The organism is Cognatilysobacter tabacisoli (assembly GCF_003586305.1).
In the GTDB taxonomy this organism is placed as follows: domain Bacteria; phylum Pseudomonadota; class Gammaproteobacteria; order Xanthomonadales; family Xanthomonadaceae; genus Cognatilysobacter_A; species Cognatilysobacter_A tabacisoli.
This window is the reverse complement of sequence record NZ_QXJI01000004.1, coordinates 317335-344197: the sequence shown is the minus strand read 5'-3', so window position 1 is coordinate 344197 and position 26863 is coordinate 317335. Positions and strand designations below refer to the sequence as shown.

Annotated in this window: 24 protein-coding genes; 10 read left to right on the top strand and 14 right to left on the bottom strand. The window is 72.1% G+C overall.

Annotated elements, in window-relative coordinates; all coding sequences use genetic code 11:
* Window positions 1–257 precede the first annotated feature (257 nt).
* Complete coding sequence (locus D3A60_RS14085; RefSeq protein WP_119719425.1) at window positions 258–704, top strand: DUF192 domain-containing protein; 447 nt, start codon at window positions 258–260, stop codon at window positions 702–704.
* A 59-nt stretch (window positions 705–763) separates the two neighbouring features.
* Here D3A60_RS14085 and D3A60_RS14080 read toward each other — a convergent pair whose 3' ends face one another.
* Window positions 764–955, bottom strand: a complete 192-nt coding sequence (locus D3A60_RS14080) for a rubredoxin (RefSeq protein WP_119719394.1) — start codon at window positions 953–955, stop codon at window positions 764–766.
* A gap of 24 nt (window positions 956–979) precedes the next feature.
* On the opposite strand from D3A60_RS14080, the gene thiE reads away from it, so the two are divergent.
* Entirely contained in the window at window positions 980–1687 is a 708-nt protein-coding gene (thiE, locus tag D3A60_RS14075; protein ID WP_407062790.1) for a thiamine phosphate synthase, read from the top strand.
* Window positions 1684–2976, top strand: coding sequence for a glutamate-1-semialdehyde 2,1-aminomutase (hemL, locus tag D3A60_RS14070; protein WP_119719392.1), 1293 nt, complete (start codon window positions 1684–1686; stop codon window positions 2974–2976). The genes thiE and hemL overlap by 4 nt, the downstream gene beginning before the upstream one ends.
* A 19-nt stretch (window positions 2977–2995) precedes the next feature.
* Here hemL and D3A60_RS14065 read toward each other — a convergent pair whose 3' ends face one another.
* The gene (locus tag D3A60_RS14065) at window positions 2996–4222 is read right to left on the bottom strand and encodes an acetylornithine/succinylornithine family transaminase (protein WP_119719391.1); all 1227 of its coding nucleotides are present in this window, start codon (window positions 4220–4222) and stop codon (window positions 2996–2998) included.
* 96 nt (window positions 4223–4318) lie between these two features.
* On the opposite strand from D3A60_RS14065, the gene D3A60_RS14060 reads away from it, so the two are divergent.
* A complete protein-coding gene (locus D3A60_RS14060; protein ID WP_119719390.1) occupies window positions 4319–5188 on the top strand; it encodes an ion transporter in 870 nt (289 codons plus the stop codon).
* Window positions 5189–5211: 23 nt separating this feature from the next.
* On the opposite strand, the gene D3A60_RS14055 is transcribed toward D3A60_RS14060, so the two are convergent.
* The 3 genes from D3A60_RS14055 to D3A60_RS14045 are packed head-to-tail and all read right to left on the bottom strand — an operon-like array spanning window position 5212 to window position 7179.
* On the bottom strand, window positions 5212–5631 hold the full coding sequence (locus D3A60_RS14055; RefSeq protein WP_119719389.1) for a VOC family protein: 420 nt from the start codon (window positions 5629–5631) through the stop codon (window positions 5212–5214).
* Window positions 5628–6473, bottom strand: a complete 846-nt coding sequence (locus D3A60_RS14050; protein ID WP_119719424.1) for an SDR family oxidoreductase — start codon at window positions 6471–6473, stop codon at window positions 5628–5630. Before D3A60_RS14050 ends, D3A60_RS14055 begins: the two co-directional genes overlap by 4 nt.
* Window positions 6474–6519: 46 nt before the next feature.
* On the bottom strand, window positions 6520–7179 hold the full coding sequence (locus D3A60_RS14045; protein ID WP_119719388.1) for a protein kinase family protein: 660 nt from the start codon (window positions 7177–7179) through the stop codon (window positions 6520–6522).
* A 97-nt stretch (window positions 7180–7276) separates the two neighbouring features.
* On the opposite strand from D3A60_RS14045, the gene D3A60_RS14040 reads away from it, so the two are divergent.
* A complete protein-coding gene (locus D3A60_RS14040) occupies window positions 7277–9283 on the top strand; it encodes a bifunctional DedA family/phosphatase PAP2 family protein (protein WP_119719387.1) in 2007 nt (668 codons plus the stop codon).
* On the opposite strand, the gene D3A60_RS14035 is transcribed toward D3A60_RS14040, so the two are convergent.
* The 3 genes from D3A60_RS14035 to D3A60_RS14025 form a co-directional block, all read right to left on the bottom strand.
* Window positions 9272–9901, bottom strand: a complete 630-nt coding sequence (locus D3A60_RS14035) for an LON peptidase substrate-binding domain-containing protein (RefSeq protein WP_119719386.1) — start codon at window positions 9899–9901, stop codon at window positions 9272–9274. The two genes, D3A60_RS14040 and D3A60_RS14035, sit on opposite strands and share 12 nt — an antisense overlap.
* Window positions 9902–9975: 74 nt before the next feature.
* A complete protein-coding gene (gene mpl, locus D3A60_RS14030; RefSeq protein ID WP_269203669.1) occupies window positions 9976–11358 on the bottom strand; it encodes a UDP-N-acetylmuramate:L-alanyl-gamma-D-glutamyl-meso-diaminopimelate ligase in 1383 nt (460 codons plus the stop codon).
* A 91-nt stretch (window positions 11359–11449) separates the two neighbouring features.
* Entirely contained in the window at window positions 11450–12028 is a 579-nt protein-coding gene (locus tag D3A60_RS14025) for an adenylate kinase (RefSeq protein WP_119719422.1), read from the bottom strand.
* A 228-nt stretch (window positions 12029–12256) separates the two neighbouring features.
* On the opposite strand from D3A60_RS14025, the gene D3A60_RS14020 reads away from it, so the two are divergent.
* From D3A60_RS14020 to D3A60_RS14010, 3 genes are all read left to right on the top strand, one after another.
* Window positions 12257–13513, top strand: coding sequence for a 6-phosphofructokinase (locus D3A60_RS14020; protein ID WP_119719385.1), 1257 nt, complete (start codon window positions 12257–12259; stop codon window positions 13511–13513).
* 232 nt (window positions 13514–13745) lie between these two features.
* Window positions 13746–14216 carry a hypothetical protein gene (locus D3A60_RS14015; protein WP_119719384.1) on the top strand — a complete coding sequence of 157 codons (471 nt, stop codon included), beginning with the start codon at window positions 13746–13748 and terminating at the stop codon, window positions 14214–14216.
* Window positions 14217–14232: 16 nt separating this feature from the next.
* Window positions 14233–14718: a DUF2846 domain-containing protein gene (locus tag D3A60_RS14010; protein WP_119719383.1), complete on the top strand. Its 486-nt coding sequence runs from the start codon at window positions 14233–14235 to the stop codon at window positions 14716–14718.
* A 99-nt stretch (window positions 14719–14817) separates the two neighbouring features.
* On the opposite strand, the gene D3A60_RS14005 is transcribed toward D3A60_RS14010, so the two are convergent.
* On the bottom strand, window positions 14818–15321 hold the full coding sequence (locus tag D3A60_RS14005; RefSeq protein ID WP_119719382.1) for a hypothetical protein: 504 nt from the start codon (window positions 15319–15321) through the stop codon (window positions 14818–14820).
* A 201-nt stretch (window positions 15322–15522) separates the two neighbouring features.
* Between D3A60_RS14005 and D3A60_RS14000 the strand changes: the two genes are divergently transcribed.
* Together D3A60_RS14000 and ppa are read left to right on the top strand one after the other, a co-directional pair.
* Window positions 15523–17577, top strand: a complete 2055-nt coding sequence (locus D3A60_RS14000; RefSeq protein WP_119719381.1) for a sodium-translocating pyrophosphatase — start codon at window positions 15523–15525, stop codon at window positions 17575–17577.
* A gap of 275 nt (window positions 17578–17852) precedes the next feature.
* Window positions 17853–18407, top strand: a complete 555-nt coding sequence (gene ppa, locus D3A60_RS13995; protein ID WP_119719380.1) for an inorganic diphosphatase — start codon at window positions 17853–17855, stop codon at window positions 18405–18407.
* A gap of 69 nt (window positions 18408–18476) precedes the next feature.
* On the opposite strand, the gene D3A60_RS14610 is transcribed toward ppa, so the two are convergent.
* From D3A60_RS14610 to D3A60_RS13970, 5 genes are all read right to left on the bottom strand, one after another.
* Window positions 18477–19343, bottom strand: a complete 867-nt coding sequence (locus tag D3A60_RS14610; protein WP_157981500.1) for a sulfotransferase family protein — start codon at window positions 19341–19343, stop codon at window positions 18477–18479.
* Window positions 19340–20323: an aspartyl/asparaginyl beta-hydroxylase domain-containing protein gene (locus tag D3A60_RS13985; protein ID WP_119719379.1), complete on the bottom strand. Its 984-nt coding sequence runs from the start codon at window positions 20321–20323 to the stop codon at window positions 19340–19342. Before D3A60_RS13985 ends, D3A60_RS14610 begins: the two co-directional genes overlap by 4 nt.
* 161 nt (window positions 20324–20484) lie before the next feature.
* A complete protein-coding gene (locus D3A60_RS13980; protein WP_119719378.1) occupies window positions 20485–23382 on the bottom strand; it encodes a TonB-dependent receptor plug domain-containing protein in 2898 nt (965 codons plus the stop codon).
* A gap of 116 nt (window positions 23383–23498) precedes the next feature.
* The gene (locus tag D3A60_RS13975) at window positions 23499–24422 is read right to left on the bottom strand and encodes a helix-turn-helix domain-containing protein (protein WP_119719377.1); all 924 of its coding nucleotides are present in this window, start codon (window positions 24420–24422) and stop codon (window positions 23499–23501) included.
* Between the two features lie 144 nt (window positions 24423–24566).
* A complete protein-coding gene (locus D3A60_RS13970) occupies window positions 24567–26846 on the bottom strand; it encodes a winged helix-turn-helix domain-containing protein (RefSeq protein ID WP_119719376.1) in 2280 nt (759 codons plus the stop codon).
* Window positions 26847–26863 lie beyond the last annotated feature (17 nt).

Here is a 26863-nt window from a genome sequence, read left to right as displayed (position 1 = left end):
TCTTACAGCCAATTTCGCAGTCGTCAACACCTTGTGAACTGCTTTTTTCGGCTCCCTCCTGTCCGTCGCTGCTCCGAAGAGCGGCCGCCGGTCAGCGGGGCGCGCATTGTGCACAGCGCCGTCACGAATGGGAAGGGGGCGCCGCGAAATTTCTTGCTCGATGTTGAACGACCATTGCCGGTCTCGCACGGAGAGTGAGGCTTGACGCGGCCTGCAGCGTCGCCGATGTTCCGAGCAACCAAGAAATGGACAGCACGATGATGCGACTTCGACTGTTGGGCGCCGCCGCGGCGATGACGTTGAGCGGATGCGCTTCCGGCAACGGCACGTGGGTGGAACTGGCAGGCCAGCGCTATGTCGTGGAAGTGGCCGACGATGACGCCGAACGGGCGCGGGGCCTGATGTTCCGCGAGGAACTGCCGGCCGACCGCGGGATGCTGTTCCTGCACGAGCGCGAGGAACCGCAGGCCTACTGGATGAAGAACACGAAGATTCCGCTCGACATCCTGTACTTCGACAGCCAGCGCCGGCTGGTGTCGCAGCGGCGCGACGTGCCGCCGTGCTCGCTCGGGGACGGTTGCCCGCCCTATCCCAGCACCGGCCCGGCCCGCTACGTGCTCGAGCTCAACGCCGGCCAGGCGGCGCGGATCGGCCTGCAGGACGGGGCCGAGCTGACGTTCGGCCCGGGCATCGCGCCCAGGTAGCGGGCGGAGGGGCCGGGCAGCGGAACGAGGGTCCGCGACGCCGGCCGAGCCCGCGCCTGTCACATCTGCATCAGTTCGAAATCGTCCTTGGTCACGCCGCAGTCGGGGCAGGTCCACGTGTCGGGCACGTCTTCCCAGCGGGTGCCGGCCGCGATGCCGTCTTCGGGCAGCCCTTTCTCCTCGTCGTAGATGAAGCCGCAGACGACGCACATCCAGGTGCGGTAGGCGGTGGTCGCGGCAGTCTCGGACATGGGCGGATAATGGTGGCTTGCGGGATGCGTAGTGTCCCACCCGCCCCCACGGAAAGCACGCCGATGCACCAGCGCTGGCCCGCGCGCGGCCTGTACGCGATCACGCCCGACGATGCGGACACGCCGCGCCTGCTGTCGCGCGCGGCGGCCGCGCTCGACGGCGGCGCGGCGTGGCTGCAGTACCGCAACAAGGCGGCCACCGCCGAGCTGCGCGCGGCCCAGGCGGCCGCGCTGCAGCCGCTGTGCGCGCGATACGGCGTTCCGCTGATCATCAACGACGACTGGCGGCTGGCGGCTCGGCTCGGCGCGGATGGCGCGCACCTCGGGGCGGACGACGGCGACCTCGCGACCGCACGCGAACTAATGGGACCCGACGCGCTCATCGGCGCCTCGTGCTACGACAGCGTCGCGCTGGCCCGCCTCGCGGTTGGCGCCGGCGCCAGCTACGTCGCGTTCGGCGCGTTCTTCCCGTCGCCGACCAAGCCGCACGCGCGTCACGCGTCACCGTCACTGCTCGACGAAGCCGCGGCGCTGGGCGTGCCGCGGGTCGCGATCGGCGGCATCACCATCGACAATGCGCCGGCCCTCGTTGCCGCCGGGGCCGACCTGCTGGCGGTCGTCAGCGCGGTGTTCGATGCCGCCGACCCGGCGCGCGCCGCCCACGCCTTCGCCGCCTGCTACGGCGCGAATCCACTGCCCCATTCCCCTTCCCGCCTCCGAGATCCCGAATGAAGACCGAGCGTTCGCACGAGCTGTTCTCCCGCGCCCAGGCGCTGATGCCCGGCGGCGTCAACTCGCCGGTGCGCGCGTTCAAATCGGTCGGCGGCGAACCGTTCTTCGCCACGCGCGCCGAGGGGGCCTACCTGTTCGACGTCGACGGCAACCGCTACATCGACTACATCGGGTCGTGGGGCCCGATGATCGCCGGCCACGCGCACCCGCAGGTGCTCGCGGCGGTCGAGCGCACGATGCGCGACGGCCTGAGCTTCGGCGTGCCGAACGCGCTCGAGGTGACGATGGCCGAGGCGATCACCCGGATCGCGCCCAGCTGCGAGATGGTGCGGATGGTGAACTCGGGCACCGAGGCCACGCTGTCGGCGATCCGCGTCGCGCGCGGCGCGACCGGTCGCACGCGCATCGTCAAGTTCGAAGGCTGCTACCACGGGCACGGCGACAGCTTCCTGGTGAAGGCCGGCAGCGGCGTCATGACGCTGGGCCTGCCGAACTCCCCCGGCGTGCCGGCCGCACTGGCGGACCTGACGCTCACCCTGCCGTTCAACGATTTCGACGCGGCCACCGCGCTGTTCGACGACGTCGGCGACACGATCGCCGGGCTGATCATCGAGCCCATCGTCGGCAATGCGAACTGCATCCTGCCGCGCGACGGCTACCTGCAGCACCTGCGCGCGCTGTGCACGCGGCACGGCGCGGTGCTGATCTTCGACGAGGTGATGACCGGCTTCCGGGTGGCGCTGGGCGGCGCGCAACAGCGCTACGGGGTCACGCCGGACCTGACGACGTTCGGCAAGATCATCGGCGGCGGCATGCCGGTCGGCGCGTACGGCGGCAAGCGCGAGCTGATGGCGCAGGTCGCGCCGAGCGGGCCGATCTACCAGGCGGGCACGCTCAGCGGCAACCCGGTCGCGATGGCAGCGGGGCTCGCCACGCTGGCGCTGATCGAGGCGCCGGGCTTCCACGACGCGCTCGAGCGCAGCACGCACGCGCTGTGCGACGGCCTCGAGGCGGCGGCGCGCGACGCCGGCGTGGCGTTCCACACGGTGCGCGCGCCGGGCATGTTCGGCCTGTACTTCCGCGAGGGGCCGGTCGAGACGTTCGACGACGCGAAGGCGTCGGACACCGGCCGCTTCAACCGGTTCTTCCACGCGATGCTCGAGCGCGGCGTGTACCTGGCGCCCTCGGCCTTCGAGGCCGGCTTCCTGTCGTCGGCACACGCTGACGCCGAGATCGCGGCGACCATCACGGCCGCGCGCGAGGCGTTCGCCATCGCGAAGGCCGGCTGAAGCCAGCCCCGCCGCTCGATCAGCGGCGGGCGTAGTCCAGCAGCGCGGCGCGCAGGCGCGCGACGCCGTCGGCGACGTCGGCGTCGGTCAGGTTCAGCGCCGGCACGAAGCGCAGCACGTCCGGGCCGGCCTGCAGCAGCAGCAGGCCGTGGGCGACGCAGTGGTCGAGGATCTCGGCCGCCTTGCCCGCGTGCTCGGCCCGCAGCTGCGCGCCGATCATCAGGCCGCGCCCGCGGACCTCGTCGAACAGGCCGAACTCGGCATCGAGCGCCGCGAGTGCGTCGCGCAGCGCCTGCGCCTGGCGCTGGACGTTGGCGCGCAGCGCCTCGGAGCTCAGCTCGCGCAGGGCCGCACGGGCGACGGCCGCGGCCAGCGGGTTGCCGCCGAACGTGGTGCCGTGGGCGCCGAATTGCATCGTCTGCGCGGCCTTCGGCCCGACCAGCATTGCGCCGATCGGGAAGCCGCTGCCGAGCGCCTTCGCGAGGGTGACGACGTCCGGCTCGACCCTGTATCCGTGACACGCGAACAGCGCACCGGTACGGCCCATGCCGCACTGGATCTCGTCGAGCACCAGCAGCGCGCCGTGGCGATCGCACAGCGCGCGCAGCCCGGCCAGGAACGCCGGCGTCGCCGGAGTCACGCCGCCCTCGCCCTGCACCGGCTCGACCAGCACCGCGCAGACGTCGCCGCCGGCCATCGCCTGCTCGGCAGCCGCGAGGTCGTTGAAGTCGCTGTAGCGGAACCCCGGCGGTAGCGGCTCGAAGCCTTCGTGGTACTTCGGCTGCGCGGTCGCGGTCACGGCGGCGAGGGTGCGGCCGTGGAAGCTGCCGCGGAAGCTCAGGATGACCCGGCGCTCGGGCGGGCGGCCCTGGTCGGTGGCATAGCGACGCGCAAGCTTGATCGCGGCCTCGTTGGCCTCGGCGCCCGAGTTGCAGAAGAAGGCGCGCTCGGCGAAGCGCGACGCGGTGACCAGCTCCTCGGCCAGCCGCATCGGCGGCTCGCTGACGAACACGTTGCTGGTGTGCCACAGCTTGCCGGCCTGCTCGGTCAGCGCGGCGACCAGCGCCGGATGTGCGTGGCCGAGCGCGTTCACCGCGATCCCCGCGCCGAAATCGACGTACTCGCGGCCGTCGGTGTCCCACAGCCGCGAGCCCACGCCGCGGTCGAGCACGATCCGGCGCGGGCGGTACACCGGCACGTAGTAGCGCTCGGACAGGGCAAACAGGTCGTCGGTCGGGGCGGTCATCGCGGGAGGTCGTGCGGCGGGGCGCGCCATTGTCGCCTACCGTGGCCGCGCCTGCCTCACACCCCGCTCCGGCACAATCGGCGCGAAGGAGTGCCCATGCGACTGCTGTTCGACCCCCAGCTCAACCCCGCCCGCGACAGCGGCTGGCGCAAGACGTGGTTCGACATCATCTACCGCCACGACACGCCGCCGTCGCGCAATTTCGACCTGGTCCTGATCGCGGCGATCGTCGCCAGCGTCCTGGTGGTGATGGTCGACAGCGACGCGGAGTTCCACGCGCGCCACGTCGGCTGGCTGTATCCGCTCGAGTGGGCGTTCACGCTGCTGTTCACCGCCGAATACGTGGTGCGGCTGATGGTGGTGCGCCGACCGCTGCGCTACGCGCTGAGCCTGTGGGGGATCATCGACTTGCTGTCGATCCTCCCGACGTACCTGTCGGTGCTGCTGCCCGGGACCCAGAGCCTGCTGGTGGTGCGCGTGCTGCGCATGCTGCGGCTGTTCCGGATCCTCAAGCTGACCCAGTACGTCGAGGAGAGCGGCGTCCTCGCCAACGCGCTGTGGCGCAGCCGGCGCAAGATCCTCATCTTCTTCAGCTCGGTCCTGACCGTGGTGGTGATCTTCGCGGCGCTGATGTACGTCGTCGAAGGCCCCGAGAACGGCTTCCACAGCATCCCGATCAGCATGTACTGGGCCGTCGTCACGATGGCCACCGTCGGCTACGGCGACATCGCGCCGCAGACCGGCGCCGGACGGTTCATCGCCTCGGTGCTGATCCTGATCGGCTACAGCGTCATCGCCGTGCCGACCGGCATCTACACGGCCGAGCTCGCCACCAGCATCCGCGAGGCCGGCGATCCCCACCCGCACGACCGCCGGGGCTGCCCGGCCTGCGCGCTCGAGGGCCACGAACCCGACGCGATGCATTGCCGCGCGTGCGGCGGGCTACTGCCAGCGCGGTTCGAGTAGCCCGCGACCGGCCGCACGCGGCGCTACCAGGCGCCGGTGTTCGGCATCGACGCCCACGGCTCGGCCGGCGGCAGCGCGTCGCCCTTCTGCAGCAGTTCGATCGAGATCAGGTCGGGCGAACGCACGAACGCCATGCGGCCGTCGCGCGGCGGGCGATTGATCGTGACGCCGCGCGACTGCAGGTGCGCGCACGCGGCGTAGATGTCGTCGACGGCGAACGCCAGGTGGCCGAAGTTGCGCGCGCTACCGTAGTTCTGGTCGTCGTAGTTGTAGGTCAGCTCGATCTCCGACTCGGGGTTCTCCGGCGCACCGAGGTAGACGAGCGTGAACCGGCCGTCCGGGTAGTCCCGCCGGCGGGTCTCGACCAGCCCGAGTCCGTCTCGGAAGAAGGCCAGCGAGGCGTCGAGGTCGCGGACGCGCACCATCGCGTGCAGGTACTTCATCGGGGGTGGCGCTCCAGCTGCGAATCGGTCAGGAACAAGTCTGGCAGCAGCCGCTGCGCGGGGTCGACGGCGTACGCGGAAAAGTCCGTCACGCCGTCGGCGAACAGCACGTCCTCGTCGATCAGGAAGTGGCCGTGGTACCCGTCGGCGCGGCGGACCAGCACCGCATGCGCGGCGTCGGCGACGATCTCGGGCACGCGGCACTGCGTCGCCGACACGCCGGGGATCATGTTGATCGCGTCGGTGGCGATCACCGTGCGCGGCCACAGCGCGTTGACCGCCACGCCCTGCGGCCCGAACTCCGCCGCCAGGCCGAGGGTCACGAAGCTCATGCCCATCTTCGCCAGCGTGTAGCCGGTGTGCGGCGCCCACCACTTCGGGTCGAGGTTGATCGGCGGGGCCAGCGACAGGATGTGCGGGTTCGGCGCCTGCAGCAGGTGCGGCAGGCACGCCTGCGCGCACAGGAAGCTGCCGCGCGCGTTGACCTGCTGCATCAGGTCGAAGCGCTTCATCGGCGTGTCGAGCGTGCCGCGCAGCCAGATCGCGCTGGCGTTGTTGACCAGGATGTCGAGCCCGCCGAACGCGTCGACGGTTGCGGCCACGGCGGCCCGTACCTCGTCCTCCTCGCGGATGTCGCACTTCAGCGCGAGCGCCTGGCCGCCGGCGGCCTCGATCTCCGCGGCAACGCTGTGGATCGTGCCCGGCAGCTTCGGGTTGGCGACCGCGGACTTGGCGACCACCGCGATGCACGCACCGTCGCGGGCCGCGCGCAGGGCGATGGCGCGGCCGATACCGCGCGACGCGCCGGTGATGAACAAGGTCTTGCCCGACAGGGTGCTCATGGCGTCCTCCTCGCGCATGGCGTCAGGGCTGCCCGGGGTCGGCCGCTCACGGCTTGGGTCCCTGGCCTTCGTTGTCTTCCCATTTCAGCAGCCGCCTCGTTACGAAGCGGTAGACGGGCTTGCCGGTCGCGAACCACGCCTCGCGCACCCACGAGTGGCGCTTGAGCACGCGCCGCTCGACCGCGGTGATGCGGTCCGGGCAGTACGTGCGCTTGTGCTTGAGCAGGTGTCGCAGGTCCTCGCGCGCGAGCAGGCGCATCCAGCGCGAGCGCGGGTCGCCTCGCACCGCGAGCTGGAAGTCGATGATCGCCGGGCGACCGTCGGCCAGCACCAGCCAGTTCGCCTCCTTGGCCAGGTCGTTGTGCGCCAGTCCGCGGCGGTGCAGCTGCTGCAGCAGGCGCCGCGCCGCGCGGAAGTACGCCAGGTCGCCGCGCGGCGGGCGCTGGTACATCGCCGCGCCGTCGAGGTAGCTGCGGTCGAGGCGGCGGCCGTCCCAGCGCAACAGCTGCGGCGTGGCCTCCAGCCCGCGCACGCGCTCCAGGCCGCGCGCCTCGCGTCGGGCGAGCCACCATGCCGGCAGCCGCAGCCACGCGGGGACGTGGGCGAGATCGCGGCGCACGAACAGCCCGTGCGCGTCGCGCATCAGGGCGATGCGGCCGAAGCTGTCGGCCTTCAGTGCGGAAACTTCGGTGGCGTCGTGCGGCATCGCGCCAGTGTACGCAACGGCCCGCGCGCGGCTGCAGCGGCGGCCGCCACGGCGCGCGACGCTGCCCGCCGCCGCGGCCGGCTGCCATAATCCGGCGATGCAACCCGCATGGATCGACAGCGCCGTCGCCTGGATCGGCGCGAACCCACACGCCGCCGGCGCGCTGGTGTTCCTGATCGCGTTCTGCGATGCGCTGGTCGTGGTGGGCATCGTCGTGCCGGCGCTGCCGCTGCTTTTCGCGGTCGGCGCGCTGGTGGGACTGGGCCACATCAACGGTCCGTACGCGCTGGCCTGCGCCGCCGCCGGCGCGTTCTGCGGCGACGGACTGAGCTACTGGGTCGGCCGGCGGTGGGGCCCGCAGATGCGCGGGCGCTGGCCGTTCGCGCGCTACCCGCAGTGGATCAACCGCGGCGAGGCGATGTTCCGCCGCCACCACACCAAGAGCATCCTGATCGCGCGGTTCGTCGGCGCGGTGCGCCCGTTCGTGCCGGCGATCGCCGGCATGCTGCACATGCCGCTGCGTCGCTACGTGCTGGTCAGCGCGTTCGCATGCATCGCGTGGTCGGCCGTGGGGCTCGCGCCCGGCTGGCTGCTCGGCGCGTCGTACGAGGCGGTGGCCGCGGTCGCCGACCGCCTCGCGCTGGTGCTCGCCGGCCTGGCCGCGGCGGTCGCGCTGGTGTGGGCGTCGGTGCTGTACACGTGGCGCTGGTTCGCAGCCCACGCCGATAAACTCCTGGCGCGCGCACTGGCGTGGACCCGCGCGCACCCGCGGCTGGGCCGCTACGCCGCGGCGCTGATGGACCCGAACCGGCCCGAGTCGCCGTCGCTGCTGATGCTGGCCGCGTGCCTGCTGGCGATCAGCTGGGTGTGGTTCACGCTGCTGGCCACGCTGCTGGCCAGCGGCGGGCCGCTGGCGATCGACCACACCGTGCACACGTTCATGTGGAGCCTGCGCAACCCGCTCGCCGACCGGCTGATGGCGGGCCTGGCGAGCGTCGGCGACCCCGCCGTGCTGGTGCCGGCGGCCGCGATCGCGCTGGCGTACCTCCTGTGGCGGCGGCGCTGGATGGCGGCCGCGCACTGGCTGGCCGCGGTCGTGTTCGGGCTGGCGCTGACGGCGCTGCTCGAGGCGGCGATCGAGATGCCGCGGCCGCCGACCGCGCCGGCGGGCTTCGGCTTCCCGTCGGTCGCGGTGACGATGACGACGGTCGTGCTCGGGTTCTTCGCGGTGCTGATCGCGCGCGAGCTGCCCGGGCGGCGGCGGGTGTGGCCGTACATGGTGGCCGGCGTGGTCACGACGGTGGTCGGCTTCGCGCGGCTGTACCTCGGCGCGCACTGGCCGAGCGACCTGGTCGGCGGCACGCTCTTCGGCATCCTGTGGCTGCTCGCGCTCGGCATCGCGTACCGCCGGCACGTGCAGCGGTCGTTCTGGATGCGCCCGCTGGCGTGGCTGTTCTACGGCACCTTCGTGGCGGCGGCGCTGTGGCACGCGCCGCGCGCGGCGGCGCCGCTGCTCGCGCAATTCAGCGCGGCGCAGCCGGCGCGGGTGATCGGCAGCGACGACTGGTGGCAGCGCGACTGGGCCACGCTGCCCGACCACCGCAACGAGGACGACGCGCGCCGGCGCTGGCCGCTGCACCTGCAGGTGGCCGGCCCGCTGCCGCCGCTGCAGCGCGCGCTCGAGGCGCAGGGCTGGCGGGTGCAGGCGCAGGCCGACTGGGTCGCCACGCTCGGCCTGCTCGACGACGACATCCCCGCGCGCGAGCAGCCGGTGCTGCCGGCGACCCTCGATGCACAGGCCGAGACGCTGCTGATGGTGCGCGACGGCCCGGGCGCCGACGAACGCCTCGCGCTGCGCCTGTGGCCGGCGCCGGCGCGGCTGGCCGACGCGACGCCGCTGTGGCTCGGCTCGGCGCAGGCGCTGCGGCTGTCGCGCCCGCTGGGTGCGGCGACGGTATGGCTGCCGGTCCCCGGCGCCGATGCGGACGCGCTGGCCGAGGTCCACACCGCGCTCGGCGGGTTCACCTCGATCGAGGCGCCGCACCCGCACGGCGGGACCCCGGTGCTGCGCGTGCGGGTCGCCGCGCCCGCGTCAGGCGATTAGCGACAGCAGCCAGTCCAGCCGCTCGTGCGGGTCGTGCATCTGCAGCAGCTGCTGCCGCTGGCGGTCCTCGAGCGGCAGCATCTCCGCCAGCCGCCAGCCGACCCACGACGCCTCGTCGAACTTCGCCGCCGGCGCGCGTGCGTGCTCGCCGCCGACGCGCTCGAGCAGCGTCTGCAGGATCGTCGACAGCAGGCCGTGCTCGGGCCGCAGCGGGTCGTCGATGTCCGGTTCGCACCACGCCACGTCGGCGACCTGCAGCCCGCTGTCGCGCACGCGGACGCGCTCGACGTGGAAGCGCCGCGCGCCGCGGACCTGCAGCGTCAGCAGGCCGTCGTCGCCGGTGCCGAAGTCCTCGATCACCGCCTCGGTGCCGAATGCCGCCGCGGCCGCGGTCGCCCCGGCCTCCTCGCCGTCGAGGATCAGGCAGATGCCGAAGCCGCGGCCGCTGCGGCCGCAGTCGCGGACGAGGTCCAGGTAGCGCCGCTCGAACACGCGCAGGCCCAGGCGCGCGCCCGGCACCAGCACGGTGTGCAGCGGGAACAGTCCGAGCGATTCGGCGCGCGGGGCGTCGGGGTCGGACGGCGGGATTGCCTGCGTATCGGCAGCGTCATCGGCCATGACGGCAGTATGCGCGCGCCGGTGCACGCCGGCGCGAGGCTCCGCTGGCGCAGGGTGTGAAGGCGTGACGCGCGTCAGCCGTCGGCGAGCGTGGCGAGGAAGCGCCGCGGCGCCCCGTCGAAGCCGCCGTTCGACATGAACACCACGTGGTCGCCGTCGCGGGTGCGTTCGCGCAGCGCCGCGATCAGCGCGTCGGCATCGGCGACCGCGATGCCCTCGCCGCGCAGGGCGGCGACGACCTTGCCGCCGTCCCACGCCAGCTCCGGCCGGTGCAGGAACACGACCGCGTCGGCCAGGTCCAGCGACGGCGCCAGCGCGTCGGCGTGCGCGCCCAGCCGCATCGAATTGCTGCGCGGCTCCATCGCCACGACGATCCGCGCCTGCCCCACGCGCGCGCGCAGGCCGGCGAGCGTGGTCGCGATCGCGGTCGGGTGGTGGGCGAAGTCGTCGTACACGGTCACGCCGCGCGCCTGGCCGATCACCTCCAGCCGGCGCTTGACGCTGCGGAACCCGGCCAGCGCCGGCAGCACCGCCGCGAGGTCGACGCGCACGGCGTGCGCGGTCGCGAGCGCGGCCAGCGCGTTCATCACGTTGTGACGGCCAAGCAGCGGCCAGTTCACCGTGCCGACCTCGACCCCGCGGTGGACCAGCACGAACCCGCTGCCGTCCTCGCTGAGCAGGCGCGCGGTCCAGTCGAACGGCTGCCCCGACACGCTGGCGCCGGCGTCGAGGCCGAACGTCTCCACCGGCGTCCAGCAGCCCATTGCCAGCACCTCGGCCAGGCGCGCGTCCTCGCCGTTGACGATCAGCCGGCCGCGGCGCGGCACGGTGCGCACCAGGTGGTGGAACTGGCGCTGGATCGCGGCGACGTCCGGGAAGATGTCGGCGTGGTCGTACTCGAGGTTGTTGAGGATCGCGACCAGCGGCCGGTAGTGCACGAACTTGCTGCGCTTGTCGAAGAACGCGGTGTCGTACTCGTCGGCCTCGACGACGAACTCGCGGCCGGCGCCGATGCGCGCCGACACGCCGAAGTCCTCGGCCACGCCGCCGATCAGGAAGCCCGGCTCGCGCCCGGCGGCCTGCAGCAGGTAGGTCAGGATCGTCGTGGTCGTGGTCTTGCCGTGGGTGCCGGCGACCGCCAGCGTGTCGCGCCCGGGCAGCAGCCGCTCGCTGAGCCACTGCGCGCCCGAGGCGTAGCGGCGGCCGTCGTCGAGCACCTGCTCGACCGCGGCGTTGCCGCGCGACAGCGCGTTGCCGATCACGACCTCGTCGCAGTCCGGCGAGATGTTCTCCGGCGCGTAGCCCTGGCGCAGCGCGATGCCGAGCTGCTCGAGCTGGGTCGACATCGGCGGGTACACGGCCTGGTCGCTGCCCTCGACCGTGTGGCCGAGTTCGCGCGCGAGCGCGGCGACCCCGCCCATGAAGGTGCCGGCGATGCCGAGGATGTGCAGTTTCAAGCGGGCGGTTCCTGCTGGGGCGCCAGTGCGGCGATGCGCGTGGCGCCGGGCGTGTCGGTCCCGCGGGCCAGTGGCGCGCGGGGGACTGCGATCAGCCGACGTCGCGCGACGGCGCGATGGCCTCGATGATGCGGGTGAACACCTCGTCGAGCGAACCGACGCCGTCGACCACGGTGAGCTGGCCGTGCTGGCGGTAGAACTCGATCACCGGCGCGGTCTGCGAGGTGTAGATGTCCAGCCGCTTGCGCACCGACTCGGGGTTGTCGTCGGCGCGGCCTTCCGCCTGGGCGCGGCCGGCGATGCGCTCGACCAGCAGCTCGGTCGGCACGTCCAGCTGCACCGCGAAATCCATCGGCTGGCCGATCCGCTGCAGCAGCCGGCCGAGCGCGTCGGCCTGGGCGAGGTTGCGCGGGTAGCCGTCGAGGATGAAGCCGCCGCCGGTGTCCGGGCGCGAGAAGCGGTCCTCGAGCATGCCGAGCAGGATCTCGTCGCTGACCAGGTTGCCGGCGGCCATGATGCCCTTGGCCTCCAGCCCGAGCTTGCTGCCGGCGGCGACTTCCGCGCGCAGCAGGTCGCCGGTGGAGACGTGCGGGACCTGCAGGTGCTCCTTGAGCCGCGATGCCTGCGTGCCCTTGCCCGAGCCGGGCGCCCCCAGAAGAACCAATCGCATCAACATCACTCCTGAATCGTGTTCGCTTGGGCCCTGCGCTGCGGCGGCTGCACGCGCGATCGCGCTGCGCGGGGCGACGGAACCGGATCGCCTGGCCGGGTCGCGGCGCGTGGCCCCGGGGTCCGCCGACGCGGCGCTACACTCGCAGCAGCCCTCGTCCCGCCGGACACCGACGGGCGCCACTTTACCGTATCCCGACCCCTCCTCCGCCCCCAGGACCCCTAGACCATGGCCGCGGGAACCCTGCTCTACGCCCAGTCCGGCGGCGTCACCGCCGTCATCAACGCCACCGCCTCGGCGGTGATCGACAGCGCCCGCGCCCGCAAGGTCGGGGTGCTGGCCGCGCGCAACGGCATCCTCGGTGCGCTGCGCGAGGAGCTGATCGACACCACGAAGGAGTCGGCGGCGTCCATTCGCGCGCTCGCGCACACGCCCGGCGGCGCGTTCGGCTCGTGCCGGGTCAAGCTGAAGTCGCTCGACGCCGACCGCGCGAAGTACGAGCGGCTGCTCGATGTGTTCCGCGCCCACGAGGTGCGCTGGTTCCTCTACAACGGTGGCAACGATTCGGCCGACACCGCACTGAAGGTGTCGCAGCTGGCCCGCGAGTTCGACTACCCGCTGACCTGCGTCGGCGTGCCCAAGACGGTGGACAACGACCTGGCGGTGACCGACTGCTGCCCCGGGTTCGGTTCGGCGGCGAAGTTCACCGCGGTGTCGGTGCGCGAGGCCGCCCTCGACGTCGCGGCGATGGCCGAGACCTCGACGAAGGTGTTCGTCTACGAGGCGATGGGGCGCCACGCCGGCTGGCTCGCCGCCGCGGCCGGACTGGCCGGCAACGGCCCGGACGAGGCGCCGCACCTGATCCTGTTCCCCGAGCGCCCCTACGACGAGGGCGACTTCTTCGCCCGCGTGCGCGCCACGGTCGAACGCGTCGGCTACTGCGTCGTCGTCGCCAGCGAAGGCATCCAGACCGCCGACGGGCGCTTCGTCGCCGACGCCGGCGGCGGCAAGGATTCGTTCGGCCACACCCAGCTCGGCGGCGTGGCGTCGCACCTGGCCGGACGGGTCAAGGACGCGCTCGGCTACAAGGTGCACTGGACGCTGCCCGACTACCTGCAGCGCTCGGCCCGGCACGTCGCGTCGAAGACCGACCTCGACCAGGCGCAGGCGGTCGGGCGCAAGGCGGTCGAGTTCGCGCTGAAGGGCATGAACGCGGTGATGCCGGTGATCGTGCGCACGTCGGACGCGCCGTACCGGTGGAAAGTGGAGGCCGCGCCGCTGGCGAAGGTCGCCAACCACGAGAAGAAGATGCCGGCCGCGTTCGTCCGCAAGGACGGCTACGGCATCACCGACGCCGCCCGCCGCTACCTGGAGCCGCTGATCCGCGGCGAAGCGCCGCCTCCGTACGGCCGCGACGGCCTGCCGAAGTACGTCACGCTGAAGAACGTCGCGGTGAAGCGCCAGCTGCCGGACTGGGCGGGCTGAGCGCGCGGAAACAGTTGGCAAGCCCCACCACTTCGATTAGCGTCGCGGGCTTCACGGACGGGGGGAGCCGACCTTGAAGCGATGTATCACTGCGCTTGTCGCCGCGCTGGCGACGGGTTCGGCCTGCGCACAGGCGCCGACACCGGCGGCCCATTCCGACGCGACAGTCCCTGTCCCCGCTGGTCCGGCAGCGCGGCCGTCGACCCCGGTCGCGGCCCCGGCGTGCTGCATCGTGACCGCCGGCACGGTCGTCTCTCTGGAGATCCTCGACACGCTCAATTCATCGCGCAACGCGCGCGGTGACGCCTTCGCGATCCGTGTCGTCGAGGCCATCACCGTCGACGGCGTCGTCGTGGTCCCGGCCGGCACCGTGGGCCGGGGCGAGGTCGTCCACGCTGCCGCCGCACGCGGCGGCGGCGCGCCGGGCGAGCTGCTGATCGCGGCGCGCAGCCTCGACCTGCCAGGACCCGCCGCGCCTCTGCGCGGACTCAAGCTCGGGGTGACCGGCGGCGACAACAGCGGCATGGCGCTGGGCGTGTCGCTGGCCGCGGGCCCCTTCGCAATGTTCATCCGTGGCCGCGAAATCGAGATTCCCGCCGGCACGCGGGTCACCGCGAAGCTAGCCGCCAACGTCACCGCGGCCCCGCCGGCGCCTGACGTGCCAACCGTCCCGCCTTCCGTTCCATCACCCGCTGCACCCTGACCAAGGAGCCGTATCGATGCGTTCGACGTTTACCCTGCTGGCCTGTTCGCTGCTGTTGCTGCCCGCCCTCGCTTCCGCCCAGGACGCCTCTGCGACGGCCCCGACCGGCACCCCCGTCGCCGCCGAAGCGACTGCTGCGCCGGTCGTGGCGGCAAGCTCCGGCCTTGTCGGCGCCGCGCCCGCAGACAAGGGTCAGATCGTGTTTTTCCGTCCGTCAAAATTCGCCGGCGGCGCGGTCGGCTTCAAGGTGCGCGAAGGCGAGACCGAACTGGGCAAGCTGCGCAGCGGCAAGTACTTCATTGCGCTGGTCGAGCCGGGCACGCACAGCTACACCGTCCACTCCGAAGCCAAGGACGTGCTGACGATGGAGGTCGAGGCCGGCGAGACCTATTACGTGCAGGGCACGATCACGATGGGCTTGATGGCCGGCCGGCCGAACCTGTCCCCCTCCGACCAAGCGACCTTCGACGGCATGGCCGCGAAGCTCAAGCTCGCGGACTGATCGCCCTCAAGGTCGCAGCGGACAGCGTCGCCGTCCGCACAAATGACAAAGGCCGCGCAAGCGGCCTTCGTCTTCGAGATCCAACCCAGTGCATGCGGCCTAGCGGCAGGGCGTGCCCTCGACCGCCATCGCGGCGGCGAACATCGGCACGGCCGCGAGCTTGCCGGCGGCGGCGGCCTTGCGCTGCTCGTCGAGGTACAGCCGCGACTTGCCCTGGCCGTCGAGCTTCGGAGGCGCCACCGCGACCGGCTTGCGCCAGACCCGCACCACCGCCTGCTGCGTCGGGCAGGCCGCGCTGGGGACGCGGATCAGATCGTTGAACACCCAGCCGGCGGCCGCGGTCGGCTTGGCCTTGGCCGCGTCGACGAAGCGCGCGCGCTGCTGGCAGGTCGGGCTCGTGCGCACGACCGCGAACTTGTACGGGTCGGCCGCCTGGCCGGTGAACGCGCCTTCGATGCGCGCGCAGGCCTCGGGGATCTGCCGCAGCGTGTGCACCACGCCGGTGGCCTGGGGCGTGCCGACTGCGCGCGTGATCTCCGGCGCCGGTTCGGCCGCGACGGCGGGCAGCGACAGCGCGGCAAGCAGGACGAGAACGGGACGCATCGGGGGGGCTCCTGTCACCGGATCGGTGAGCCGTGATCGGGGTCGCAGGCTGTCACGGGGCCGCTGAACCCCGGTTTCACGAGGTTCCGCGCGTCCGGACCCTGTGCCATAGTCGCCCGGTCGCGTGCGCCCCGCCGCACGCGCACCACAACTCGAACGCGACATCCGTTGTCCCGATGTATCCACTCTGGGGAGGGGTTCATGCTGGAGCAGTACGGTTTGGTCCTGGCGCTGGTCTGCGCCGTCATCGCGATCCTGTACGGGATCATTTCCGCGCGCTGGATCAGCGCCCAACCCGCCGGCAACGCACGCATGCAGGAGATCGCCGGCGCGATCCAGGAAGGCGCGCGCGCCTACCTCAACCGCCAGTACACGACGATCGCGATCGCCGGCGCGGTGCTGTTCGTATTGATCGGTTTCTTCCTCGATTGGGCGTCGGCGATCGGCTTCCTGATCGGCGCGGTGCTGTCCGGCGCGGCCGGCTACATCGGCATGAACGTGTCGGTGCGCGCCAACGTGCGCACCGCCGAAGCGGCGCGCCACGGCATGAGCCAGGCGATGGACGTCGCGTTCCGCGGCGGCGCGATCACCGGCATGCTCGTCGTCGGCCTCGGCCTGCTCGGCGTCGCCGGCTACTGGATGGTGCTCGGCGCGATGGGCTACGCCCAGGACGACGCGCTGCACGCGCTGGTCGGCTTGGCGTTCGGCAGCTCGCTGATCTCGATCTTCGCTCGCCTCGGCGGCGGCATCTTCACCAAGGGCGCCGACGTCGGCGCGGACCTGGTCGGCAAGGTCGAGGCCGGCATCCCCGAGGATGACCCGCGCAACCCGGCGGTGATCGCCGACAACGTTGGCGACAACGTCGGCGACTGCGCCGGCATGGCCGCCGACCTGTTCGAGACCTACGCGGTCACGGTCATCGCGACGATGCTGCTCGGCGGCATGATGGCCGCGGAGATCGGCGCCAACGGCGTGCTGTACCCGCTGGTGCTCGGCGGCGTGTCGATCATCGCGTCGATCATCGGCGCGTTCTTCGTCAAGGTGAAGGCCGGCGGCTCGATCATGGGCGCGCTGTACCGCGGCGTGATCGTCTCGGCGGTGCTGGCGGCGATCGCGTTCTGGCCGGTGACGACGATGCTGATGGGCGACAGCCCGCTCGGCGCCGCCAACCTGTTCGGCTGCGCGCTGATCGGCCTGGTGCTGACCGGCGTGATCGTGTGGATCACCGAGTACTACACCGGCACGCAGTTCAAGCCGGTGCAGCACGTCGCGCAGGCGTCGACCACCGGCCACGGCACCAACATCATCGCCGGCCTCGGCGTGTCGATGCGCTCGACCGCGCTGCCGGTGCTGGCGGTGTGCGCGGCGATGTGGGGCACGTTCGAGCTCGCCGGCCTGTACGGCATCGCCACCGCCGCCACGGCGATGCTGTCGATGGCCGGCATGATCGTCGCGCTCGACGCCTACGGCCCGATCACCGACAACGCCGGCGGCATCGCCGAGATGGCCGAGCTGCCGCCGGAAGTGCGCGCGGTGACCGACCCGCTCGACGCGGTCGGCAACACCACCAAGGCGGTGACCAAGGGCTACGCGATCGGCTCGGCGGCGCTGGCCGCGCTGGTGCTATTCGCCGACTACACGCACAACCTCAACACCGCCGGCGCGGCCGAGGCGCTGGCCGCGGGCGTGCCGTTCGAGGCGTTCCGCTTCGACCTGTCCGACCACGTGGTGATCATCGGCCTGCTGATCGGCGGCCTGATCCCGTACCTGTTCGGCGCGATGGCGATGGAAGCCGTCGGCCGCGCGGCCGGCGCGGTGGTCGAGGAAGTGCGCCGCCAGTTCCGCGAGATCCCCGGGATCATGCAGGGCACCGGCAAGCCGCAGTACGACAAGGCCGTCGACATGCTGACCAAGTCGGCGATCAAGGAAATGATCATTCCGTCGCTGCTGCCGGTCGCGGTGCCGATCGTGGTCGGCCTGGTGCTCGGCCCGAAGGCGCTCGGCGGCCTGCTGATCGGCACGATCGTGACCGGACTGTTCGTGGCGATCTCGATGACCACCGGCGGCGGCGCGTGGGACAACGCCAAGAAGTACATCGAGGACGGCCACCACGGCGGCAAGGGCAGCGAGGCGCACAAGGCCTCGGTCACCGGCGACACCGTCGGCGACCCGTACAAGGACACCGCCGGCCCGGCGATCAATCCTCTGATCAAGATCATCAACATCGTCGCGCTGCTGATGGTGCCGCTGCTGTAACGGCGACCGCCGCGCAACGCCTTCGAGGGCCCCGCTTCGGCGGGGCTCTTTTTTTTGCGCGCGGACGACGGTCCGACGGCGCAGGCCAGGGTCCCCGGACGGTACCCAGCGCCGGCGGCCGGCCCGCCGCGATCGCCCGATCCCGGCCGCGAATTGCGTCGCGGCCCGCGCAATCGTGCCGCCAAGCGGGGGGATCACCGGTAGAATGCGCGCCCTTCCCCACCATCCGCCGCGGGCCCCGCCGGCCGCGCGCGCAGCACGTCGGAGCAGCAGCAATGGGCCTGGACCTCGTCCCCACCGGCAAGAACCCGCCGGACGAAATCAACGTCATCATCGAGATCCCGAAGGATGCCGAGCCGGTCAAGTACGAGGTCGACAAGGCCACCGGCGCGATCTTCGTCGACCGCATCCTGTCGACCCCGATGCGCTACCCGTGCAATTACGGCTACGTGCCGCACACGCTGTGCGGCGACGGCGACCCGGCCGACGTGCTGGTGATCCTGCCGCTGCCGCTGGTGCCGGGCTCGGTGATCCGCTGCATTCCGGTCGGCGTGCTGAAGATGACCGACGAGGCCGGCGGCGACGAGAAGCTGATCGCCGTGCCGGTGCCGAAGGTGTTCGGCGGGTACGCTCACGTCACCGACATCGCCCAGGTGTCGCAGCACTGGCTCGATCGCATCGGCCACTTCTTCGAGCACTACAAGGACCTGGAGAAGGGCAAGTGGGTCAAGCTCGACGGCTTCGGCGGCGCCGCCGAGGCCAAGGCGATCCTGTCCGAGGCGATCGAGCGCTTCAACGCGATCTCCGACGAGGACAAGCCGAAGTTCTGATCGTCGACCGCGCGTCGAACGCACGAAGGCCGCCCGAGGGCGGCCTTCGTGTTTGCGCGGCGCGGAGCCTCAGCCGCCGGCGAACTTCGCCGCGCGCTCGGCCAGTGGCTGCACGCCCGGCCACAGCCGCTGCAGTTCGGCGGCGTAGCCGCGTATGACCGCCGCATCGTCGGCGCTGGCCGGGTCGGGCTGCCTGGCCAGCCCGCCGTCCAGCGGCCGGTCCCAGCGGTAGTCGAGCGCCAGGCACAGCCGCGCGATCTCGCCGGACGGGTTGTCGACCAGGTCCGCGTGCCGCACCACGCGCCAGCGGTGCGCGGGCAGCGCCTCGAGGTCGTCGAGCAGGATCTGCAGCGCGACCTTCCACTGCGCGACGACGATCTCGACGATCGAACGGTCGGCCAGCTCGCGCCACCCCGGCGTCAGCAGCAGCGCCCAGTAGCGGTGCGGCCAGCCGGGCAGACCCATGTAGGTGCGGTACTGGCCGGAGTGCCACGCCAGCAACATCTGCGCCAGCACCTCGCGCGGGTCGCGGTGGTAGTACAGGAAATGCGCCTCGGGGAAGGCCTCGGCGAGGAACGGGATGCGCAGCGCGTTCTTCGGCGTCTTGTCGAGCAGGCGGAACGGCCCTGAGCCGGGCGCGGCGCCATCGCGGTCGCGCGCATGCTCGCGCAGCACGCGGCGCAGCTCGCCGACCACGTGCGCGGTCGCGTCGCCGGCGTCGAGCCGGTTCGAATCGAACCCGCGCTGGCGCACGTCGAGCGACGGGATGCTTTCGATCAGCCGGTGCGCCTGCTTGCCGACCGTGAACACCTCGGGCGCGCCGGCCAGCGCGTCGAACAGCCGCGCCGAGCCCGAGCGCGGCGACGACACGATGAACACCGGCCGGTCGAACACCGGCGCGTCGGCCGTGCGCGGCGCCTCGGGCACCGCGCTCACGCGTTGTCCCCGACGGCGCGCTGCTGCGCGGGCGTGGCGGCGGCGCCGTCGCCGCCGACGGCGAACTTCGCCACGATCGTCATCATCGCGTTGAACCAGCGGATCTCGTTGTTCAGCACGATGCCCTGGCTCGGGCCGCGCACCTCGTCGATGAACGCCTGCAGCGCCGCGCGGTACGCGGCTCGGCCCGCGGGGCGGTCGCCGTGCTCGAACCACAGCCCCTGCCACGTGCGCGCGAACCGCATCGCGATCTGCCGCGTCGCCATCAGGCCCGGGTGCGGCAGCGCGTCGGCGAACAGCAGACCGAAGTGCGCGTTGAGTTCCCACGGGCTCATGACCGCGGGAATGTTGACCGTCTCGCACGGGAATGCGGCCACGCCGTCGCGCGGGGCCAGCGGCGTCGGCGCCCAGCCGCCCGCGGCGCGCGCGGAGTGCGGCCGGCCGCGCGCGACCAGCTCCCAGAAGCCGCCGCCGCCGACCGTGTCGACCACCAGGTGGATGCGCGACTCGACCGCGTCGTTGATGACGCGGTGCTGGCGCCACGTGTCGAAGATCCAGCACTCGCCGGCGGCCATGTTGATCGTCGCGTCGCCGCATTCGAAGCGCACGGTCGGCTGGGTCACGATCGGGACGTGCACGCGCACGCGCTCGGCCCAGTAGTAGCCCTGGTCGGCGTGGCGGGTGACCTCGGCGTGCCCGGACAGGCGCATCAGCCGGCTGCGGCCGACGGTGGCCCCGAGGCTGGCGAACACCTGGGTCAGGTACGGGCAGCGCTGCAGCGCCGGCGTGGGCCGCATCGCGCCGGCGAACGCCTCGTTGGCCGGATCGCCGTCGGCGGCGACCAGCGGCAGCATCGAATTGCCGGCAAACCCCTGCGGGTGCGGTCGCCACGGCGCCTCGCCGAGCGCTTCGATCTCGGCGGCCAGGCGCGCGGCGTCGAACGACAGCGGCAGCTGGAGAAACGGTACCTGGAGCTTCATCGGGAACTCGGCCTGTGCATGGGGGCCATGCTACCTCCCCGGTCCCGCCCGCCCAACCGCGCCACCGCACGCGGCCGGCCCGAACGAGGGCCTGGGCGGCCGACCAAAAAAAACCACGGCCCCTTTCGGGGCCGTGGCGTGGTGCGTGACAGCGCGGTGGATCAGAAGCGCTGCTGGTACTTCAGGTACACGAAGCGACCGATGTCGAAACCGCCGTAGTACGAGAAGCCGGAGTTCGGCTGGTCGTAGGCCGGGGCCGCGTAGTGGTCGAACACGTTGTTGGCGCCGATCGCGATCGTGGCGTCCCACGGCGCGTTCCAGCGGACCTGGACGTCGTGGAAGGTGTTGGCGCCCAGCTCGTTCAGCGGCACGTTCAGGCCCTGCGTGTCCGGCGCGGAGTAGTCCGGCAGGGTGCAGCGGTCGGCGAAGTAGCAGTTCTCCTTCGTGCCCGAGTAGTAGCGCGAGCTGAAGGTTGCACCCCAGCTGTCCTTCTCCCAGTTCAGGCTGGCGTTCGAGCGCAGGCGGAAGTTGCCGCCGAAGCCGTTCTGCTGCGAAGGCACGCCCTCGAGGTTGTCGACCTTCAGCTCGTTCTTGCTGACGTAGGTGTTCAACCACGACAGGCCGAACTTGCCGTAGGCCGTCTCCATCGAGTAGCTCAGGTCGAAATCGAAGCCTTCGGTCTCGACGAAGCCGGCGTTGCGGCCGCCGAACGACAGGCTGGTGATCTCGCCGGTGACCGGGTCACGGGTGAACGTGTCCGGGCCCTGGCAGCGCGAGGCGATGCCGCGGATGTAGCAGTCGTCCAGCAGCGTGCTCGGGTCGTCGCCGACGATCGTGTTCTCGATGCGGATGTTCCACCAGTCGAGCGACACGTTGAGGCCTTCGGCGAAGCCCGGGCTCCAGACGAAGCCGAGGGTCGTGGACTCCGACGTTTCCGGCGTCAGGTTCGGGTTCGAACCGGACAGGAACGGCACCGGCGTCTGCGTGCCCGGGCCTGGGGCGACGCCACCGGCCTGCGCCGGCTGGCGGAAGTTCGCCGGCACGTCGGCCAGGCAGGCCGCGCTGCCGCCGGCAGCGCCGAACAGCGTGTCGCACGGGTCGGTGTAGAACTCGAAGCTCTGCGAGACGCCGCCGAACAGGTCGGCCACGGTCGGGGCGCGGAAGCCCTCGGACCAGGTGCCGCGGACGAGCAGCGAGTCGACCGGCTTCCAGGTGAAGCCGAACTTGCTGTTGACCGTGTCGCCGAAGGTGTCGTAGTCGGAGTAGCGCGACGCCACGCTGACGGTCAGCTCCTTCGCGAAGGCCACGTCGGCCAGCAGCGGGATCTGCAGCTCGGCGTAGATCTCGTCGAGCGCGTAGCCGCCGCCGGTCGGGCCGGCCGCCAGGTCGGTCGAGATGCCGGTCTGCGCGAGCGCGTCGGGCGAGAAGAAGCCCTGCTCCTTGCGGTGCTCGACGCCGACCGCGACGCCCACGTCACCGGCGGGCAGCGCGAACAGCGTGCCGGCGAGGTTGGCGTAGTACACCTTGGTGGTGGTTTCCGACAGCGCCTGGCCCGGCAGGTACAGGTAGGCCTGCACGTCCGGGTTGGCCAGGCCGCCCGGGGCGAGGCTGCCGGCCGGCACGAACGGGTTCCACGGGGTGCACGCGCCCGGACCGAAGCCCAGCGGGATCGGGTTGGCCGCGGTGCCGCACTGGGCGACGCCCTGGCTGTTGATGAACGAGTCGCCGACCGCCAGCGCCACCGCCTGGGTGTTCAGGTTGCCGGTGCTGATCTGCTTGCCTTCGTTCTGGTTGTACAGGTAGCCCGCATCCCAGTCCCAGAAGGTCTCGCCGATCTCGAAGCCGCCGCTGAACGCGCCGCTGAAGCGGAACGTGGTCAGGCTGTTGTTGACCTCGCGCGGGACGTCCCAGCCGCGGCGCAGGAAGTTGACGACCTCACCCGGGCCGCCGGTGTTCTGGCTGCCGAGCGGGTTGTAGACGCTGTTGGCCGACATCGGCGTGCCGAACGCAGCCGACTGGTACGGGTAGCCGGCGTTCTGCGCGAACGAATCGCGGTCCGTGTACAGCACGTCGGCGTCGAAGCTGAGGCTGTCGGTGATGTCGTAGCGGCCGTTGAAGAACACCGAGCGGCGCTCGATGCCCGAGTACACGGTCGACTGCTGGTTCGGGTTGCTGACGTCGGTGCCGTTGGTCGGACGGAAGTTGCTGAAGTCCGTCGCGTCGCGCTCCTGGCCGTCACGGATCAGGTTGAAGCGGCTGCCGTTGGAACGGATCAGCGTGCCGAACTGGTTGATGCCCGACAGGCCGCCCGGACGCGGATCGCTCTTCTCGCCGGTCGGGAAGCGCACTTCCGAGAACCAGCGGTCGCGCGCCCACACCGGGTCTTCCTTCGAGTACTCGACGCCGGCGGTGACCGAGCCGCGGTCACCGGTGAAGCCCATGACGAAGTCATAGACCTGGCGCTGGCCGTCGCCCTGGTCGTACTGGCCGACGTAGGCGTTGGCTTCGGCGCCTTCGAAGTTCTTGCGGGTGATGATGTTGATGACGCCGGCGATGGCGTCGGAACCGTAGATCGTCGACGCGCCGTCCTTCAGCACTTCGATGCGCTCGACCATCGAGGCCGGGATCGAGGCGACGTCCTGCAGGCCGTCGTTGGTGATGCCCAGGCGCTTGCCGTTGACCAGGATCAGCGTGCGGTTCGGGCCGAGGTTGCGCAGGTCGATGTACTGGCCGCCGACCGCTTCACCCGACGACAGCGGCGAGGTGCGGCTGATGGCCGGCGAACCCGCCGCGCTGATGTTCTGCAGGATGTCGGCGACCGACTGGAAACCCTGGTTCTCGATGTCCGAGCGGGTGATCTGCAGGACGGGGGCGGCGGTTTCGGTGTCGACCTGGCGGATGCGCGAGCCGGTGACCTCGATGCGATCGAGGGTCGTGGCCTGCTGCTCCTGCGCGGGGGCCGCTTCCTGCGCCACGGCGAAGGCCGGGCTCAGCGCGATTGCGATACCGGCGGGCAGCAGCCCGAGCGGCAGCACGCGACGCGTGGTGCGATGGTTCATCTAGTCTCTCTCCGGATGACGCGTTGGTTGGCGGCGCGGTGTCGACAGCGCCGCTGGTGCGTGTGCGGGCGGGGGTGCCGTCCGCTGTTACGGGCGCGTTAAAACGCCGACCAACGTTACGTTCCGGTTCGCAGCGAAGCTTTGCGCGCGACCGCGGGAGGGTTTGCCGACTCTGCCCGCACGGCATGCGCGCCGAGCGCGCGGTAGCGCGACGCCGGCATGCCGAAGCGCGCGCGGAACGCCCGCGCGAAACTGCAGCAGTTGTCGAAGCCGCACGCGGCGGCCACCTCGCCGATCATCATCGACGTCGAATGCAGCAGGTCCGCCGCGCGCTCCAGCCGCATGCGCGCCGAGGCGGCCTGCGGGCTCTCCTCGTACAGGCTGTGGAAGGTCTTGGAGAAGTACCAGCTCGAGAAGCTGGTCAGCTCGGCCAGCTCGCTGATCCGCACGACGCGGTCGCAGTTGCCTTCCAGGTACAGGTGCGCGCGCTGCAGGCGGCCGAACACCTGGCGCTTGCGCTGGCGCGAGCGCCCGGGGCAGCGCGGCAGGCGCGCCGACAGCTCGCGCTGCACGCCGGCCAGGTGCAGCACGATCGGCCGCAGCGCCTGCGGGTCGAGCGGCGCGGCCGGGTCGGTCGACAGTCGCGCGGCGGCCTCGCGCCACAGCCGCACCGCGGTGCGCGCATCGCGGCGGGTCATCCGGCCGCGGCCGGCGTACAGGTGGCACTCGGAGAAGCGCGACAGGCCGCGCAGCGCGTCGGCGTTCAGCGCCAGCCCGATCGTGGTGCCGTGGCGGTCGGCCTGCAGCTGCGGGCGCGAATCCTTGTCCAGCGCGATCCAGTCCCCGCGCCGCAGCCGGAACCGCCCCTCCTTGGCCTCTATCCACGCGCTGCCGCGCAGCTGCACCCAGACCGTGAACGCGCTGCCGCCCAGCTGCAGGCTGCCCAGCCGCGAGACGCCGAGGCACACCGGCGCGCCCGTCGGCTCCGGCGCATCGAGCTGCACCTGCTGGCCGCGATCGGCCCACTCCGCCTGTTCCATGCATCACCCATCGTTTGCCGAGGAAGGCCGATGGGTTTGCCGGACGCCGCGCCTGGGGGCAGGAACTTTGGCGGACGCTTGTGCGAAATCTTGGCGAAGCCGGTTACGAAGAAAAACCGAAGGCGGTTTTCTCAGCCGCATCAATCACTTGCCGTCAAGCCCCCAGCCCGGCGGCAGCGGCATGAACGCGATGTCGGTGCCGTCGTCGGTGGCCAGCGGCACGTAGAGCGCGTTGTTGCGCCCGCTGACACTGATCCCGTTGGTCGCCGAAAGCCGGTCGCGCTGCAGGCAGCGGCTCGGCGCCGGCGTGGTCGCGGCGATCTCGCGGACCAGGGCCTGGCACTGCGCGGTCAGGTCCACGTAGAACACCCGGCCGTCGCTGGCGATGTCCCAGTTGCGGTAGCGCCAGCGCGACGGGAAAGCCGGGTCGGCGACGCGCACGCTGGCCGGGTCGAGGTCGAGGTCGGCCTGCCACAGGCCGTCGCCGGTCGTGCGGGTGAACAGCACGCGCCGGCGGTCCGGATCGACCCGCGCCAGCGACACGTCCTCGACCACCTGCAGCGCGCGCCACGGGGTGACGCTGCGGTCGTACAGAGTCAGGTGCAGGCGGCCGTCGGCGCCGGTGGCGCCGCCGACCAGCAGCCGCGTCGTGTCGGGCAGGTACAGCCCCTGGATCGGGTCGGCCATCGGGACATCCAGGCGGGCGACCTGCCCGCTCGCCGGCAGGATCTCGTGCAGGCCGTAGCGGCCGTCGGCGCCGATGCCGGGCACCAGCACGCGGCGGCTGTCCCACGACCACTCGGCCAGCCGGCGCGAGTCCGGCAGCACGCCCTCGAACAGCCGCAGCGACTCGGGCCGGCGCAGGTCCGCCCACCACAGCGCGTACGTTCCGGAGCGATCGGAGCCGAACACCAGCTGGGCGGCGTCCGGGGCGATCGACGGCTGCACGTCGCGGCCGGTCGAGCGGAACAGCGGCTCGCCGGGTGTGGCGGCCTCCCCGCCGTCGCCCGGCAGGGCGTAGCGGAACAGGCCGAACTTCGGCCGGCGGTTGACGAACGCGATCGCATTCGCGCCGACGGCGACCGACGGCGACTGTGCCCCCTGCACCCCGAGGTCCTGCACCGGCCCGCCGTCGAGCGCGACCCGGTACAGCCGCGTCTCGCTGTCCACGCGACGGCCGAACACCAGCGCCCGGCTGCCCGGCAGCCAGTCCCAGCCGCGGACTTCGACGAACTGGCGGGTCAGCGGCCGCGGCGTGCCGCCCTCGGCCGGCATCAGCCACAGGTCGCCGAGCTGAGGGTTGCGCACGAACGCGATCCAGCGGCCGTCCGGCGAGTAGCGCGGCAGGTAGTCGAGCTCATTGGCGCCGGTCGGGTAAGCGATCGCGCGCCACTGGCCGCTGCCGAGGTCGAGCACGCGGATGCCGGCGCGCCCGTCCGGGGTGCGCATGCTGCCGAACAGCAGGCCGCGGCCGTCGGGCGTCCACGAGAACGAGATCAGGTCGCGCAGGTCGCAGCCGGCAACGACGCGCTCGGGCCCGCCGCTGGCCGGCATGACCCGGATCTGGCAGCTGTTGCCGGGGCCCGCGCGCTGGAACGCGATCTCGCGCCCGTCCGGCGACCACGCCGGCAGGCGGTCGGAGGAGCCGGGCTCGGGGCGGGTCAGCTGGCGCGGCGCGGTCGGCCCGGTCGTCTGCACGAGGATCGCCCGCTCGAGCCGGTCCGGCAGGCTCGCCGCGTACGCCACCATCGCGCCGTCGGGCGACAGCGACGGGCTGACCTCGAACCCCGGCGCCGACGTGATCAACCGGAACGGGGTCGCGCCGGGGGCCGCGAGCGCCGCGGCGGGCGTCGCCGGCGCGGCCTCGCGGCGCCACGGTCCGAGCGCCAGCGCCGCGAGCAGTGCGGCCGCGGCGACGGCGCCGAGCGCGGCGAGCACGGGCCAGCGGCGCCGCGGGCGGCGCGCCGCGACGGGCTCGCCCGCCCGCATCGGGCCCGGCACCGACGCTTCGGCAGCCTGGTCCCCGCGCGACGCGGGCTCGCCGGTGTTCTCGGCCGCCGGCGCGGCGCCTTCGGCGGTGACGGGCGCGAGCAGCCGGTAGCCGTTCTTCGAGATCGTCTCGATGTAGCGCGCGTCGCCGCGCTGTTCGCCGAACGCCTTGCGCAGCTGCGTCACCGCCTGGGTGACGACGTCGTTCGTCGGCAGCGTGTCCGGCCACACCTCGTCGAGCAGCGCCTCGCGGCTGACCACCCGGCCGGGCTGGCGCGCAAGCGCCAGCAGCACGCCGAGCGCTTTCGGCGTCACCCGCCGGGCCCGGCGCGCGCCGGGCGCGGTGACCTCGCGCAGCGGCACGTCGACGATGCATTCGCCAATGCGCAGGCGCTCGGGCGGCCACGCCGGCACGGGCTCGGGGGTCAGGGTCATCAGGCGGGCATGCTGAA